Origin of the sequence: Paenibacillus sp. PAMC 26794 (genome assembly GCF_000316035.1) — a bacterium.
GTDB lineage: Bacteria > Bacillota > Bacilli > Paenibacillales > Paenibacillaceae > Paenibacillus.
In genome coordinates this window covers 22,248-37,670 of the sequence record NZ_ANHX01000040.1, presented here as the reverse complement: position 1 = coordinate 37,670, position 15,423 = coordinate 22,248, and the positions used below count along the sequence as shown (strand labels likewise).

Annotated in this window: 10 protein-coding genes; 8 read left to right on the top strand and 2 right to left on the bottom strand. The window is 49.2% G+C overall.

Annotation, left to right across the window (positions count from 1 at the left end):
- Positions 1 to 9: 9 nt before the first annotated feature.
- The 3 genes from D829_RS0115930 (at position 10) to D829_RS0115920 (ending at position 3,737) form a co-directional block, all read left to right on the top strand.
- Positions 10 to 1,422, top strand: a complete 1,413-nt coding sequence (locus D829_RS0115930; protein WP_241230786.1) for a nucleotide sugar dehydrogenase — start codon at positions 10 to 12, stop codon at positions 1,420 to 1,422.
- A complete protein-coding gene (locus D829_RS0115925) occupies positions 1,409 to 2,155 on the top strand; it encodes a methyltransferase domain-containing protein (protein WP_017689910.1) in 747 nt (248 codons plus the stop codon). The genes D829_RS0115930 and D829_RS0115925 overlap by 14 nt, the downstream gene beginning before the upstream one ends.
- 451 nt (positions 2,156 to 2,606) lie before the next feature.
- Positions 2,607 to 3,737: a glycosyltransferase family 2 protein gene (locus D829_RS0115920; protein ID WP_017689909.1), complete on the top strand. Its 1,131-nt coding sequence runs from the start codon at positions 2,607 to 2,609 to the stop codon at positions 3,735 to 3,737.
- Positions 3,738 to 4,326: 589 nt separating this feature from the next.
- Here D829_RS0115920 and D829_RS31200 read toward each other — a convergent pair.
- Both D829_RS31200 and D829_RS0115905 read right to left on the bottom strand, forming a co-directional pair.
- Positions 4,327 to 4,851 (bottom strand): DUF5412 family protein, encoded by a 525-nt coding sequence (locus D829_RS31200; protein WP_152417054.1) that lies wholly within the window; start codon positions 4,849 to 4,851, stop codon positions 4,327 to 4,329.
- A 17-nt stretch (positions 4,852 to 4,868) separates the two neighbouring features.
- Positions 4,869 to 5,762 carry a helix-turn-helix domain-containing protein gene (locus tag D829_RS0115905; RefSeq protein WP_017689906.1) on the bottom strand — a complete coding sequence of 298 codons (894 nt, stop codon included), beginning with the start codon at positions 5,760 to 5,762 and terminating at the stop codon, positions 4,869 to 4,871.
- A 114-nt stretch (positions 5,763 to 5,876) separates the two neighbouring features.
- Here D829_RS0115905 and D829_RS32480 point away from each other — a divergent pair, with 114 nt between their 5' ends.
- The 5 genes from D829_RS32480 (at position 5,877) to D829_RS0115880 (ending at position 15,242) form a co-directional block, all read left to right on the top strand.
- Positions 5,877 to 7,697, top strand: coding sequence for an ABC transporter ATP-binding protein (locus tag D829_RS32480; protein ID WP_017689905.1), 1,821 nt, complete (start codon positions 5,877 to 5,879; stop codon positions 7,695 to 7,697).
- Positions 7,690 to 9,636 (top strand): ABC transporter ATP-binding protein, encoded by a 1,947-nt coding sequence (locus D829_RS0115895; protein WP_017689904.1) that lies wholly within the window; start codon positions 7,690 to 7,692, stop codon positions 9,634 to 9,636. The genes D829_RS32480 and D829_RS0115895 overlap by 8 nt, the downstream gene beginning before the upstream one ends.
- Entirely contained in the window at positions 9,633 to 9,926 is a 294-nt protein-coding gene (locus tag D829_RS0115890; protein ID WP_017689903.1) for an Rpn family recombination-promoting nuclease/putative transposase, read from the top strand. The genes D829_RS0115895 and D829_RS0115890 overlap by 4 nt, the downstream gene beginning before the upstream one ends.
- A 313-nt stretch (positions 9,927 to 10,239) precedes the next feature.
- On the top strand, positions 10,240 to 12,120 hold the full coding sequence (gene recQ, locus D829_RS0115885; RefSeq protein WP_017689902.1) for a DNA helicase RecQ: 1,881 nt from the start codon (positions 10,240 to 10,242) through the stop codon (positions 12,118 to 12,120).
- A gap of 1,079 nt (positions 12,121 to 13,199) precedes the next feature.
- Positions 13,200 to 15,242, top strand: a complete 2,043-nt coding sequence (locus D829_RS0115880; RefSeq protein WP_017689901.1) for a B12-binding domain-containing radical SAM protein — start codon at positions 13,200 to 13,202, stop codon at positions 15,240 to 15,242.
- Positions 15,243 to 15,423 lie beyond the last annotated feature (181 nt).

The window sequence follows — 15,423 nt, the reverse complement described above, 5'->3', positions numbered from 1 at the left end:
CGTTTGGAGGTGGAAGGAATGGAAGAGAATCATCAGCATGAGCAGCACGGAGGAAATGAAGAGTTACAGCAACGTAACCTAATACAACATATTAATGACCGCTCCCTGAAAGCTGTCGTCATCGGTCTAGGTTACGTGGGTTTACCCATGGCTGTAGAGATGGCACAGGCGGGTTATCAAGTCCACGGGATTGACATCGATACCTCCAAGGTAGCCAAGCTGGGTGCCGGGCATTCGTATGTCATCGGTATAGAAGATGATGTCCTGCAGTCGCTTATGCAGGCCGGATTATTCACGGCAAGCACCGATTATGCAGCGGTGAGACAGGCGAATGTCATCGTGATCTGTGTGCCCACTCCACTTACCGCTGAGCATCAACCGGATATCTCGTATATCTCGGCCGCGGTGGATGGCATGACTCCGTATTTGCAGGAAGGCAGCCTGGTTATATTGGAAAGCACGACCTATCCGGGCACAACGGAGGAACGCGTGAAACAACCGATTGAAGCGGCAAACGGCTGGCGAGCTGGAGAACAGTTCTACGTCTGTTATTCTCCAGAGCGGGTAGATCCGGGCAGTGTGCATTATGGTGTGAAAAATACCCCAAAGATTATTGGCGGCTCCACACCCGCCTGTCTGAATTATGGCAAACAGTTCTACGGCTCGTTCCTCAACGAAGTTGTTCCGGTCAGTTCAACAACGGTAGCGGAGACGGCAAAGCTGTTCGAAAATACATTTCGCAGTGTCAATATTGCACTTGTGAATGAGCTGACCCCGGCCTGTGAACAGATGGGGGTAAACATCTGGGAAGTACTGAATGCGGCGGCAACCAAGCCGTTCGGTTATATGCCGTTCTATCCCGGCCCTGGCATCGGTGGGCACTGTATCCCAATCGATCCGATCTATCTGTCCTGGGCTGCAAATCGTCAGGGATCGGAGCTGCAATTCATTCAGCTGGCGGATGCAACCAATCGGCAAATGCCAGAGAGAGTGGTGAAACGTGCCGCGGAGCTGCTGGAGCAGAAGGGTGTATCTGTGCGGGGAGCTCGTGTTGTACTCGCGGGTATGGCTTACAAAAAAGACATTGATGACCTGCGTGAATCACCAGCGCTGGACGTTTTTCGGCTGCTGAGCGTAGCGGGCGCAGATGTGGTTTTCACCGATCCAATGGTGCCTGTCTTCCGTAAGGATGACGGTACGATGCTCCAGTCTCGGCCTGCTGTGCCGGAATTGTGGACAGGAGCTGATCTGGTGATCATTACGACGGATCATTCGGGATTCAATTATCAGGAGATGGCAGATCATGCAAAGCTGATTTTCGATACACGCAATGCAACGGCCGGATGCCATGGGGGAAATATTGTGGTACTGGGTCAGCCCATGCGCCGAGTGAAAACGGGAGAAACCTATGGCGAATCATGATCGAGTGAGTGAACGCTACTACGGCGAGATTAATTCGGAAGATTCTCATGAAGCGACAAGAACGCGTATCCACTGGATGTGCCGTGAGGCGACAGGCAAACGCATCCTGGATGTCGGGTGCAGTCAGGGCATTACGTCTATTTTGCTGGCGCGGGAAGGGTTTCGTGTCACTGGCATTGATCTGGAGGAAGGGAGTATCCGGTATGCCCAAGGCGAGCTTGCGAAAGAATCCCGGCCGGTTCGAAATAATGTAGATTTTCGAATGCTGGATATTACGCAATGGAAAGTAAGGACTACCTTTGATACTGTGCTGCTTGGAGAAGTGCTTGAGCATTTTGCTCATCCGGAGACGTTGTTGATCCAGATTTATCGGCTGTTGCAAGATGATGGGACGCTGGTTGTGACTGTGCCGTATGGGTATCACCCGTTCTATGACCACAAGCAGACCTTCTATGCGGGAAGCCTGGCGATGACCCTGATGCCGTATTTTGAAGTCTTGAAACTCGAAGTTCATCATAAATATCTATGTTGCGTGGCCCGCAAACGGCGGAGAACACAGCTGCATATGTCGCCAACGTTGGATCAACTGATGGAGTGGATGGAGCTGGATCATGTGCATTTTGCCGAGGTAGAACAACAGCACCTTCGTGTAATGAAACAGCGCAAGAAGGCACTGGACAGTGCGGTGGAGCAGGTGAAACGGTTTCGTCGTCAGGAGAGTGGGGAAGTGTAATGGTGAAGGTATGGATAGCGGCAAGGGCAGGGGGATTCTAACGAATCGCACACGCCTTATTTTGGTGATTTTGGGGAGATGAGAAATGTAACGAATTTCAGCGACGCTATTTCGTCTGAAAGCTGCGATAAACGACGAATGGATGCCTATAATGCGAGAATAGCGGGTCTCAGATTCGTTACATTTTCCAAGTGGCTGAAATACACCAAATAGCGTCACCTCAGTTCGTTAGCCGAGGTGGAAATGAAATGAATTCTTTATTGAACTTTGAGATTTGGGAGAATGAGTGTTAAAGCAGCCTCTTGTAGTGGTAGCGCTGATTCTTGGTTTACAAGTTAATCGTAAGTTTGAAGAGAAAATTGGAGTGGCTTAGTACCAGTACCTGGTCAATGAAAGAACAAACCCGTTATGACATTTTGCAATACGCGTACGACAGGAAGGGGCTCAAAACGTGATCACCATCAGTCTGTGCATGATTGTGAAGAACGAGGAACGCACGCTGGCGCGCTGTCTGGACTCGGTTGCCGGCATCGCGGACGAGATCGTCATTGTGGATACCGGTTCATCGGATCGCACGATGGACATGGCTGCGCAGTATACCGACCAGGTCTACACGTATGAATGGAAGGAAGACTTTGCCGCAGCGCGGAATGAGTCATTCGCCAAGGCCACGCAGGAGTATATCCTGTGGCTGGACGCGGATGATGTGCTGCTGCCCGCGGAACGGGCGAAGCTTGCGGTGTTGAAGCAGCAGCTTCCGTCCGGGGGGAAGACGGAAGCTGTGATCTTGAACTACACGCTGGCCGAGGGAGCGGAGGGGAGTCCACTTGTGACGGACCGACGCCTTCGCTTGGTCAAGCGGGATGCCGGGTGCCGCTGGCATGGCCGGCTGCACGAGCAGCTTAACTTCCCGCGGGGCGAGGTTATTACGGCAGACATTGCCGTCACGCATCGCCGCGAAGCGGGACATCATTCGGCGCGAAACGTGCGCATTCTGCGCAAATGGATCGCCGAAGAGGGCGTAGCCCAAGGTCGCCTGCTGTTTTATTATGCAGGCGAATGTTATGACCGCCAGCGTTATGCGGCGGCGGTACGCGGATACGCGAAGCTGCTGGAGCAGCCAAGCGGTTACCGCGAGGATCGTCTGATTGCCTGCGCGCGGCTGGCGGAATGTTATGACCGACTGGGTGAGCCGGGCCGTAAGCTCGGCGCATTGCTGCAGTCGTTCCAGTATGATCTGCCACATGCCGACTTCTGCTGCGCCATTGCGGCCTGTTTTCATGAACGGCAGGAACCCGTCTCGGCGGTCTACTGGTATATGCAGGCGGTGGACGTGAGCAGCCGCGATCCGGGTCTGCGCCCGGTGCCTGTGGCCTGCCGCACATGGTTGCCGCATGCCCGTTTATCCCTTTGTTATGCTCATCTGGGCAACTGGGAGCAGGCACTCATGCATAACACCAAAGCCCGTGAGTACTTGCCAAACGATCCCGGATTGCTTGCCAATCGGCAGAAGCTCGAAGTGGTGGTACGCAAAGAGATGAAAGAGCGGGAAGAACGTGGTGAAGTGTCACCGCGTAAGTAGGGAGACGAACTGGGACAGATGAGGACAGAAGAGTTTGAAGTGGGAGTAGAAATAGAGAAAATAGATTGAAATAGAAGTGAAATAACAACAAAAACTAATCCGTTGCTGGTAGGATGCAATAGGGCGGATCGGTGAAAATAAGGGTTGAGTGGAAATAGAGTGTAAGGCACAATTGCGAGCAGAAGCAGAAGCAGAAGCAGAAGCAGAAGCAGAAGCAGAAGCAGAAGCAGAAGAGGATTAAGAGGTAGAATAGATATAATAGATAAATTATAATGCTGCCATATGTTTAAAGTCTGATAGCTACGATATTGTTAGTGACTGAGCTTATGCAGACCGCAATGAAGCATAAGTTGATAAACGATAACTTGTAGAACAAGAGCAGCCCCACTTAACCGAAAGATTCGGTGAGTAGGGCTTTTTACGCTTCTCGTGCCGCGTGTATCTCTTGCCATGGTGTAATGAAAGTAGCATTTGGTGGGATTTTCACAAGGCATACACAGCGTAGAACCTGACATGCGGTGCAGTGAGGATTACTCATCAAGATGAGACCTCGAGTGTTCAGAGCCGTCATATTAGCTGCTAAGTTGTTTTATTTTTCGCGTGCCGGGCATCGCACAGACTGGTCCTTCATTCGTAAGCTTTTGCATGCCCAGCCCCATCCATCATATATTTCGTCATCGATATTGAGGGTAATGGTCTCATCTGTGTATTCATTCCAGTTTTCAATCCGGAGTGTGTTTTCACTTTCCCATTCGAGATGGTTATTTCCGTGGTGCTCTGCACGATAGATCGTTTTTTTTGTGGCATCCTCGGGGGCATTTGTCTTCTTAACATCGACCCAGATTGTAACGCCGCCTGCCGCACCACCGTAAGGTACACCGTAAATTTCGGCGGTATATTCACCGCTCCGCGAAGGCATCGAATAGCTCAATTCTCCTTTCTCAGAACGGTCAAACGTGGAGAAGTAGGGACGGAGCCAGAAATACAGGAATACGGCGGCAAACAGTACAAGAATCAATAATGTAACTGTAGTGAGAATCGGGTGTCTACGTATCCAAGGTTTGCGAGAATCTGTATTTGATGAACTTGAATTAGCTTGAGTATTTTGATTCATAAGCATCGAACCTCCACCTACAGTGAAATTTGCTTTGCAGGAATATAAATGTCCAACTCTCCGTAGTGGTCCTGAGCCAGACTGCCATCAATTCTTTCAAAATAGTATGGATCACTCTTCTTGTACCCTGAATGGCTCTGCCAATATTCATCAATAAATGTCCAGACACTGTCCAGATGATCAATGTTAATCAGACTTGGATGGAAATCACAGACGAATTTGAATACGGCATACTGGTTGGCCGGGACCTCAATTCCGTCCAGTTCTTCAGGGATATGATCCAGACTGGCGACCTCTACAGACGGCTGGTATGTACTGTAATCCTCGTTAATTTCATTGGTAAATCCAATATATACGTTGGGTTGCAACACGTTAGGAATCGAATGAAAGTGTTTTTCAAAAAAGTCGTTGCCTGCTGAATTGGCTTCATAGTGTTCTTCATTGTCTGCATACCGAATGTGGGATCGTTGCCCAATGAGTTTCATGGCCGGTTTTCGTACATACGTTGGTGTGAAAATATATCCGTACGGAAGCATCGTGATCATGGACGAAGTCATGCGGGCTGTGAATTCAAGGTCTCCAGCTCCCTGTTTGCGATACTGCAGGGGTGTAATGCCGAAGGCTTGTTTGAAAGCACGTATGTAGGATTGTTCATGTTCAAAAGCGTAATGTCCGCTGATATCGATAATCTTCCAGTTCAGATTCACCAATTGCTCCAGGCTGCGTGCCAATTTGCGTGAACGAATGTATTCTCCAGGCAATTGTCCGCTTACATGTTTGAACATGCGATGCAGGTGGGATTTGGATATATGAGTCACAGATGCCAGATGATCCAGCGTTAATTTGTCTTGAATATGGTCTTCTATGTAGTCGAATAGCTTATCCAATGTGTCTAGCAGATCGTGTTGCATATCAATCTCCCTACTTCTAATAGTACTTTCAGCAATAAATGTTCATTTTTTCCTTATCACCGATGATATCATAACCAAGTACATAATTTAATGACAAGATTGGAGAAACCATCCATGTTTGCTGACAAAAGAACTTATACAACGTTAGGCATGATAACTCGATTATGGACACTAACGGGCAAGTACCGTATGTTCATCATTCTGTTACTTTTCGCCGCATGTATGGTCTCACTGATTGAGGTCGGTTATTTGGAATCGATCCGAAGACTGGTCAAAGGCGCGACTGAAGCACAGTTTTCGTTACTCTACTCAGGGTTGATCATAGGCGTTAGCATTGTAGTATTACGATTGATTGTAACCGTATTCATGACGAGGGTCGAGACGTTATTCCAGCAAAAGACATTATTGTCTGTGCAGTCTCTACTGCTCTCATCCTTTAGCAACACAGAGACACGCGATCTGGCACATTATCATACGGGTGACCTAACCTCTAGGATCTGGACTTCAGCCAAGGAAGCACAGAAGGGGATAAACCAACATGGCATTGAACTTGCAAAAAATATCATTCAGCTGATTCTTGCTTTTGCTTACTTCAGCTGGGTGAACTTGCCGTTGTCGTTGGCTATCATTGCATTCACATTGATCTATCCTCTTGTAATGGTAGGACTCGGTAAACGTCTACAAAGACAGCATGATCAGTTGAATGCCAGCGCAGCGTCAAGAGATGAGATACTGACTGAAATCATCCAAGCCCCGGTTGAGATCCGAAGTTACGGACTCGCGGGTTATGTACACCATCATTTTAAAGATCGAATGGATCAGGTGTTCAAACATACGATGTCTGTATCTGTGTTACAACGACTTTCGGAAGCAGCCGGACGGGTCTCCACGTATGGTGGCATGATTCTGATTCTCTATCTAGGCGGCATGCAGGTCCTGAATGGACATATGGATGTAGGCGGACTGGCAGCTTTTCTGGTAGCAAGCAGTCAGTTAACTCGTCCGATTGAATCGTTATCTGGGTTGTGGAATGATTTTATTGGTTCGGCTTCTCATGCGTCCAGAATCTTTGAGGTGCTGGATTTGGAGAAAAAGAACACGATTGCTAAAACCAGTACAAATACATATGTACAGTCCGATACGCATTTAGGGCAGCTTGAAAAGCAATATAAACCAGCTGGCATCAACGTGCAGCATGTGTCTTATAGGTATGCGGAGCAAGAAGAAGTGTTAACAGATATTTCTTTTGAGGCCAAGAAAGGAAAGCTTACTGTAATCACGGGGCCAAGTGGATGCGGGAAAACCACGTTATTGAAATTAATAGCCGGATTAGATTCACCTGTTACTGGTTCTATCCAGGTCATGAATCAGAAGAATTCACTGAAGGATATGCATGAAGTTCAGACAGGGCATGTCAATCAGGTATATGTTCCGCAACAAGCCTTTATTTTCACAGGTACCGTGGAAGAGAATATTGTTTTTGGACAAGAGGAGATATCTGCCGATCAAGTAAAGGTTGCGGCCCATATGACGCATGCACATGACGCGATTATGCGTCAATCGCTCGGCTATGGGACAGAGCTTCAGCCGCAAGGCGGGACGATGTCGGGTGGTGAACTTCAGCGTATTAGTCTGGCCAGAGCGATGCTGAGGAACCCGGATATTCTATTGTTGGATGAACCAACGTCATCTCAAGACCCGTGGCATGAGCAACGATTGAATGATCTCTTTGCCCGAATCACTGCTGACAAAGGCACAACGGTTATTGCAGTTACTCATCGATTATCGCTGATAGAACGGGCAGATCAGGTCATCTATATCCAGAAGGGACGCGTCGAAGATACGGGGACTCATCGTGAATTGCTGGATCGGCCAAACGGATATCGAAGTTATATTGCGGAGCAGGATACGGAAGTGGAGGGACAGCATGAGTAACAAGATCGAAGATGCAGTATATGCCGATGATGTTGAAATGAAAAGCAGTCATGAGAAAAGTGGAGCATATGAGATAAATGAAAATAATGAAAATGAAGCTCATCATCAGATGAACGAAAGTGATGTTCCAGATGACCCAAAGCAAGCTGTATCATTGGCAACGGTATGGCCCGTCATTTTTCGCTGGATGAAGCCTTATGGATTAGCTGTAGCGATCTTGCTCATTTTTATCGCAGCAGATGCGGTCTTTGATTGGGGACTTGCCTTTGTACAGGGATTCTTCGTGGATGCTATTCATGATGGGGGACAGGAGAAGCTTAATGCTACAGCGATGATCTTTATCGCCATTCTGGCAGGGTTTATTGTATTGCTCGCGATGCATCGTTATGTGCTGGTATGGCTCAAGGAATCGATGCAACGGGATATGTCCATGGATCTGTTGAAACTGTTAAACCGGATGCCCTATTCCTGGGTGCGCAGACAGAAGTCCGGGGATGTGATGCTTCGCATCAAGGAAGACACCAAGCATGGTGCAGAAGTTGTGGAGGCTATTGCAGAGGGTGTTACGGTTGTATTCATCATTGCTCTATCGCTGGGATACTTGTACAGAGCAGATGCATGGGTTGCGGTTATTGCCTTGGTAAGTGCAGGGGCAATCTGGTTTACGGCGAGGTTGTATGATCAGCGAATTGTACATCTGTCCGATGAGGTCGAATCCAGGGAAGGCGAGTCCCAAGAACAGATCCAACAGTATGTTGAAGGGATACCGGTGATTCAGATGTATAATTCTTCACCGTGGTTTCTCGCACGTTTTCGGACACAACAGCAATCACTGAATCGTGTTCAGGCTAAGTTGCAGATGACCCTGAGCATGTCGCATAATGTGGCGATGGCGGTGTTTGGTCTGGCTCAATTGGCAGCGTTGTTCCTTATTGCTTTGTCAGCGGCTAGGGGAACTTTGTCTCCGGGCATGGTTGTTGCAAGTAGTCTGCTGTTTGAACTGGTGGTGTGGCCAGTACTCGGCTTGTCCAGCCAGTGGAGTCAGATGCAAGCCAGCGTGGGTGCATTTGGACGTATCTCTGCATGGTTGAAATTGGCGGAGAACAAGAAGACAGATGCATCCAATACTAAGCACGAGGAGCTTGCACAGGGAATGTGTAACCAAGATCAAGGGAATACACAAAAAGGGGCACATAAAGAGTACGAAATTGCTATGCTACGTCTTCAACAGATTACGGTAACCGATGAAGACAGTGGTCGGAAGATTCTGGATCAGATTACGCTTAATCTGGTTCCTGGTGAACTGGTTGCGGTAGTTGGCGCTAGTGGTGCAGGCAAATCTACCTTAAGCCAAGTGTGTGCAGGGCTGATCGAGCCGACTAAAGGAAGTGTATTGCTGGGCAATAAACATGTTGCAGAGTACATAGAAATGGATAATCAATCCAGACTGACGTATATGCCGCAGACACCAACCTTCTTTTCAGGAACGATTGAGGACAATATCCGTCTGAATATAGACGCTACGTTGGAAAGGGTAAAGCTTGCGGCAGAGCAGGCAGGTATGCATGAATATATTGAGGCACAGGAAGGACAATACGCAGCAATGTTGCATGAGAAAGGGGCCAATCTATCTGGAGGCCAACAACAGCGACTGTCGCTTGCTAGACTCTTTACGAGGTCATCGGATCTGTATATTCTGGACGAACCAACGTCATCACTGGATATTCAGACAGAACAGAACGTGATGAATCATTTGCTGAATTTTATGAAAGGCAGAATAGGGTTACTCGTCACACATCGGATGGAGGTTGCTCGTCAGTGCTCTCGCATCCTTGTGATGGAGCATGGCCGAATTGCCGAGGATGGAACGCATGAACAACTGATGCAGAGGAAAGGATTGTATTATCGTATGAATGCAAGAGGCGGTGATACAACATGAATGAATCTGGGGTTAAAAAAGTAATGGATACGCTGGAGTTCTTGAGTCAGGATCGGGAAGCGCGTCGTTTGTATGAAGAGCGCCAGAAATATTTGCATGACGAAGCTTCCATGATTGAGTGGGCTACGGAAAAGGGCATAGCTAAGGGGATAGAAAAGGGATTAGTAGAAGGGGAAAAAAGAAAGGCAATTGAGATTGCAAAAAACATGCTCTCATTGGGGATTGAAGTTTCAGTTATTGCCAAAACAAGTGGTCTAACTGTGTCTGAAGTTGAGGCGTTGAAAGATTAGTAGTACCACCAGTGTGAAACAGTTATTGTATGACTTAATAGTTTTGTCAAAATTAATGCAATCGTTTTGTCCAACTAGGGCAGGACGGTTGTTTTTATTTTAAATGAAGAAGCTTCAAACGTTTTACAGTAAAACGCGGTTGCTCATTCGGGGCTGGGCCGTTAAACTAAAGGGAGCGGCGTTTGCTTGACGGACAAGTCATGAGAACGCCATTTTGTTGTCAAGGATGCGGCATATGAGCCACTTTCGGATGTCAGAATCGGATCGGACCAAGCTGGTGGAAGAACGCCGGTGATAAGTAAGGAGTCTTTACATGAGTGTGCAAACACCTACATTAGAAGAAGCGCAGGGTCTCCTGCAAAAATATTATGGCTACCCCGACTTCCGTGAGGGACAGAAAAAGATCGTAGCCAGCCTGCTGGAGCGCGAAGATACGCTCGGCATTATGCCAACCGGGGGCGGTAAGTCGATCTGTTATCAGATCCCCGCTCTGTTATATTCAGGACTGACGCTTGTTGTTTCTCCGTTAATTTCATTAATGAAGGACCAGGTCGATGCGTTGACGACCGCCGGAATTGCTGCCGCGTATATTAATAGTACACTTAGCGGCAAAGAAGTGAATGATCGCATCCGTGCGGCGCAGCGCGGTGAGCTGAAGCTGCTCTATGTCGCGCCTGAGCGACTGGAGCTGGATTGGTTCCGCGAGGAGATGGGCTATTTGCCGATCTCTTGCGTTGCTGTGGATGAGGCCCACTGTGTGTCGCAGTGGGGGCATGATTTTCGGACAAGCTACCTGGCGGTAGCGCCGTTTGTGGACAGTTTGCCGGAGCGGCCGGTGGTTGCGGCCTTTACGGCTACAGCGACGCCCGAGGTCATGGGCGATATTCTGCGGCTGCTGCGTTTGCAGGACCCGCAGACGTATGTGACCGGACTTGGGCGAGATAATCTGGCGTTTAGCGTGCTGCGTGGCGAGAGCAAGAAGGATTTTGTCCTGAATTATGCGCGCGAGCATGCCAGCGAGCCAGGCATTGTATACGCCGCGACCCGTAAGGACGTGGACGATCTGCATCAGCGTTTGTTGCAGGCGGGATTGCCTGCAGGACGCTACCATGCCGGCATGACGGACGATGAACGATCCCAGAGCCAGGAAGCCTTTTTGTACGATGATATACGAGTGATGGTAGCGACCAATGCGTTCGGGATGGGGATTGATAAATCGAACGTGCGATACGTGATTCATAACAGCATGCCGAAGAATATGGAGGCATATGTACAGGAAGCCGGACGTGCGGGCCGGGACGGAGAGCCAAGCCAGTGTATTCTGCTATTTGGGGCACAGGACATTATCACTCAGAAGTTCCTGATTGAACAGAATCCGATGGAGGGTGACCGCAAACAGAACGATTACAGGAAGCTGCAACAGATGGTGGATTACTGTTACACGACGCGTTGTCTGCGCAGTGCGCAGCTGGATTATTTCGGTGAGGTGCATGACGATACACCTTGCGGTACTTGCAGTTCCTGTACGGACGACCGCGAGCTGGTAGACATGACGATTGATGCGCAGAAAATATTCAGCTGCATTCACCGTATGCGTGAACGGTATGGTGTATCACTGGTCGCTTCAGTGCTCAAAGGCTCCCGTGCAAAAAAAGTGCTCGATTATGGCTTCAACTCTCTGCCAACCTATGGTGTGATGGGCAATCGGACAGAGCGCGAGATATCGGAGATCATCAACGTGATGGTATCCGAAGGATATCTGATGCTGTCTGAGGGACAGTATCCGGTTGTGCGTTTGCAGCCACTGGCGGTGGAAGTGCTCAAAGGCCAGCGTGAAGTGATGCAGCGTGTTGTCCGTAAGACAGCGGCAACAGCTTCGGGTACGAACTATGGTGGACGCCGCGGACGCGATGCGATGCCATCTGCGGTTAATGAGACGGTATTTGAACAGCTTCGTCTGATTCGGCGTGATCTGGCGGCCAAAGAGCATGTACCATCGTACATTATCTTCAATGATGCAACCCTGCGTGAGATGAGTGTGGTATGTCCACAGACAGAACGTGACATGCTGGATATCAAAGGGGTCGGTGAGGTCAAGTACCGCAAGTACGGACTGCCGTTCCTGGAGTTTTTCCAGAAGCAATCGGGCGAAGAAGTGGATACGGATGATGATGCGTTTTACGAGTATGAGTGAGTATGAAATGAGTATGAATTGTTAAATTTGACTTTCCAAACTTTGAAGTTCATGTGCTTAAAGCTAAATGTTCGAAAAGATGATAGATATGTATCTAGAGGGTATCTTCAAACCTGCCGAAAGCAGGAGCACAATTGAGTGTCAGGGGCGGAACATGGAGCGGAAGCGTTAACGAACCTGTGACGTCTTATTCAGGGGTTTGAAGCGCCCGCAGCAATCTAAGAAATCTGAAACTCGCTATATCGGAATAAACAGCGGTTTACAGCATGTTTGTCGGGTGATTTTGGTCAATAACGTGTCTGATGTTCCTTACAAAATAAAAGGAGGACTCGACGGCCAAATAAGTCGTCCTCGGTTCCTTAGAAAATGGTCTGGAAAATTCGCCAGAATTAGCTAGCCTGTGTTCTGATTCACAGCATCTTCCTGCTCCGTACAATCCTTTTGTTCCACAATCCGTTGGACAGTTCCATTTTCTCCGGTGCAAGGAATGATCGATCCTTTGGCTGAGTTTAATGCTACAGTTGCCGGGCGGGGTAGGTGTTGGACCCTGGTATCCTTTCGACGTATCTCTTGCCTGAGTTTGAAGACAAGCTCTATAAGAGTTCGATGGTTCGTCCATGATATGGGTGAAGTGTCCGGAAGAGGTTCGAGGTTAAAGCCTCAAGGCTCAAGGCAGTAAAATGTGGATATCGAATTGTGGATGGAATGCGAATGAGGTCTTTTACAAGTTGAAGTTGAGTTTGAAGTTGATTATCGTGTCTCTGTAGAGTGGACAAATGGTGGCGAATTGTCATTCAAAGGGTGGACATTGGGGTTAGAAATGGCTGACTGTATGTTGTACAACATGTAGGCTGAATGTACTGATTTTATACTGTATGTTGTGGTTTGGGTTTGGCGGGGTGTATATGTCTTTTTGAAAAGAGTGTCCACTCTTTTCAAAAAGACAAAAGATGGATATGTCCATGAGGCATGGAATGGCTATCCTTGAGAGTTGCTTGAACAGCATCCGGGCAGGATGGCTGTGCAGCTTTCCTTTTACAAAAAATATGGTCTGGGTGTCCAGGCAAAGGTTGTGAACCATGAAGGTTATTCTTTCTACATTAAATGCAAAGTACATCCATACCTCCTTGGCCTTGCGATGTCTGAAGGCGTACAGTGAGAAGGATTTTGATATTGACCTGGCGGAGTATACGATCAAGGACCCAGTGATGAATATTGTGTCTGATCTGTACCAGCGTGGGGCGGACGTAATTGGTTTCTCGTGTTACATCTGGAACACTGAAGAGACGATCAAGGTCATTGATAATCTGAAAAAGGTTATGCCGAACGTGAAAATTCTGCTGGGCGGGCCGGAAGTGTCCTACGACACGGAATATTGGATGAACCGGATTCCAAATGTGGATTTCATCGTGATGGGTGAAGGGGAAGAGACGCTGCATCAGCTTTTAATGGAGCTGGAAGGAAGCAAGAAGTTCCACTTCGTGTATGGACTGGCGTATCGCAAAGGGGAAGAAGTCATTCTCATGCCAGGACGGCCGAAGGCGGATCTGAACGATCTGCCGTCACCGCACCGATTTGAAGAGGATATTCCGGAGCTTGGGAAACGGGTTGTTTATTTTGAGACCAGTCGGGGCTGTCCGTTCAGTTGTCAGTTCTGTCTGTCCAGTATAGAGGTCGGCGTGCGATATTACGATATTGAGCGGACGAAGTCGGATATTCTGTACCTGATCGAGAAGGGCGCGAAGCTGATCAAGTTTGTGGACCGGACGTTCAACATCAAGCGGGATTATGCGCTCGAAATGTTCAAATTCCTGATCGAGAATCATCAGGGGACGGTGTTTCAGTTTGAAATTACGGCGGATATCATGCGTCCGGAAGTACTGGACTATCTGGCAGAGAATGCGCCACCAGGCACATTCCGGTTCGAGATCGGGGTTCAGTCTACGAACGATCCGACAAATGAATTGGTGAAACGCCGCCAGAACTTTACCAAGCTGAGCCGGACCGTGAACAAGGTGAAAGCCAGCGGCAAAATCGACCAGCATCTGGATCTCATCGCCGGATTGCCGGAGGAAGATTACAATACGTTCCGCAAGACATTTAATGATGTGTTTGCACTGGGGCCGGAAGAGCTTCAGCTCGGATTCCTCAAAATGCTGCGTGGTACGGGTCTGCGTCTGGATGCGGAAAAGTACAACTATACGTATATGGATCACGCGCCGTATGAGATTCTGGGCAGTGATGTGCTGCCGTTCAGCGACATCGTACGCTTAAAGCGGCTGGAGGATGTACTGGAGAAATACTGGAACGCTCACCGGATGGACCATACGCTGAAGTATCTGATGGAGCAGGAGTTCAACTCGCCATTTGATTTCTTCCAGGCGTTCGGGGATTACTGGGAAGGTCAAGGTTGGCAGAAGATCGGTCACCAACTGGAGGATCTGTTCACTCGTCTGCACAGCTTCCTGGAGTCGCGCAACACGCCGCATATGGATATCGTGCTCGGCCTGATGAAGCTGGATTATTTCCTCGGTCACAAATACAAACCACGCAAAATCTGGTGGGAAGATCCGCTTCAGAAAGACCAGTGGGCGGGTTACATGAAAACGTTGGCTGAACGTCCGGAAGACGTTCGACTGCCACGTGTTGCCGGCGCCGCAGGCACGGCATGGCTGGAAAGCAGCGGCACGGGTCCGAGTGCCGCTGTGGGAAGTTCGGCTGCTGCCGGGGAAGACGCTGCCGCAGATGCGGCGGGTGTAATTGGCAGCGAAGCCGGGGTTGAAGCGTCGCTTGCTGCGGGCGACGCAACGGGGTCCGCCGCGGATGGAGCGGCGGACGGGGAAGACGGCAACGCTTCGCGTGCGTTGCCGATGACCTCGGCCATGACCGCACAGACGGTCATGGGTGCCCGTGCTTTCGCCGACCTCGGTCTCGGCGAAAAGGAACTGCAGAAGCACACCGTATTGGATGTGCTTCCGTTCCGGCTTGAGCGTGTGCTAGCTGGCGCCAGCCCGCTTGCCGCGAAAGGCCGGACGCTGCTGGTCGTTGTATACCAGCAGCATGAAGGGCAGCAGGCGCAGTATTACATGCTGCCGCTGGGAGAAGAAGCCGCTGCCATGTAGGTTGCAGCGGCCTTTGAAAGAGCACCGCGATCATTGACGCGGTGCAACCCCCGTGAGGTGCTGCCCGAAATGGGCGCAGCACCTCAGCCTTACGCGGCTTCCATTGCACAAGCCGCGCTAAGCTTTACATTTTACAACGTCTTATTTTTCCGAAAGCATCGGAAGGTCATTCTCATCCCGT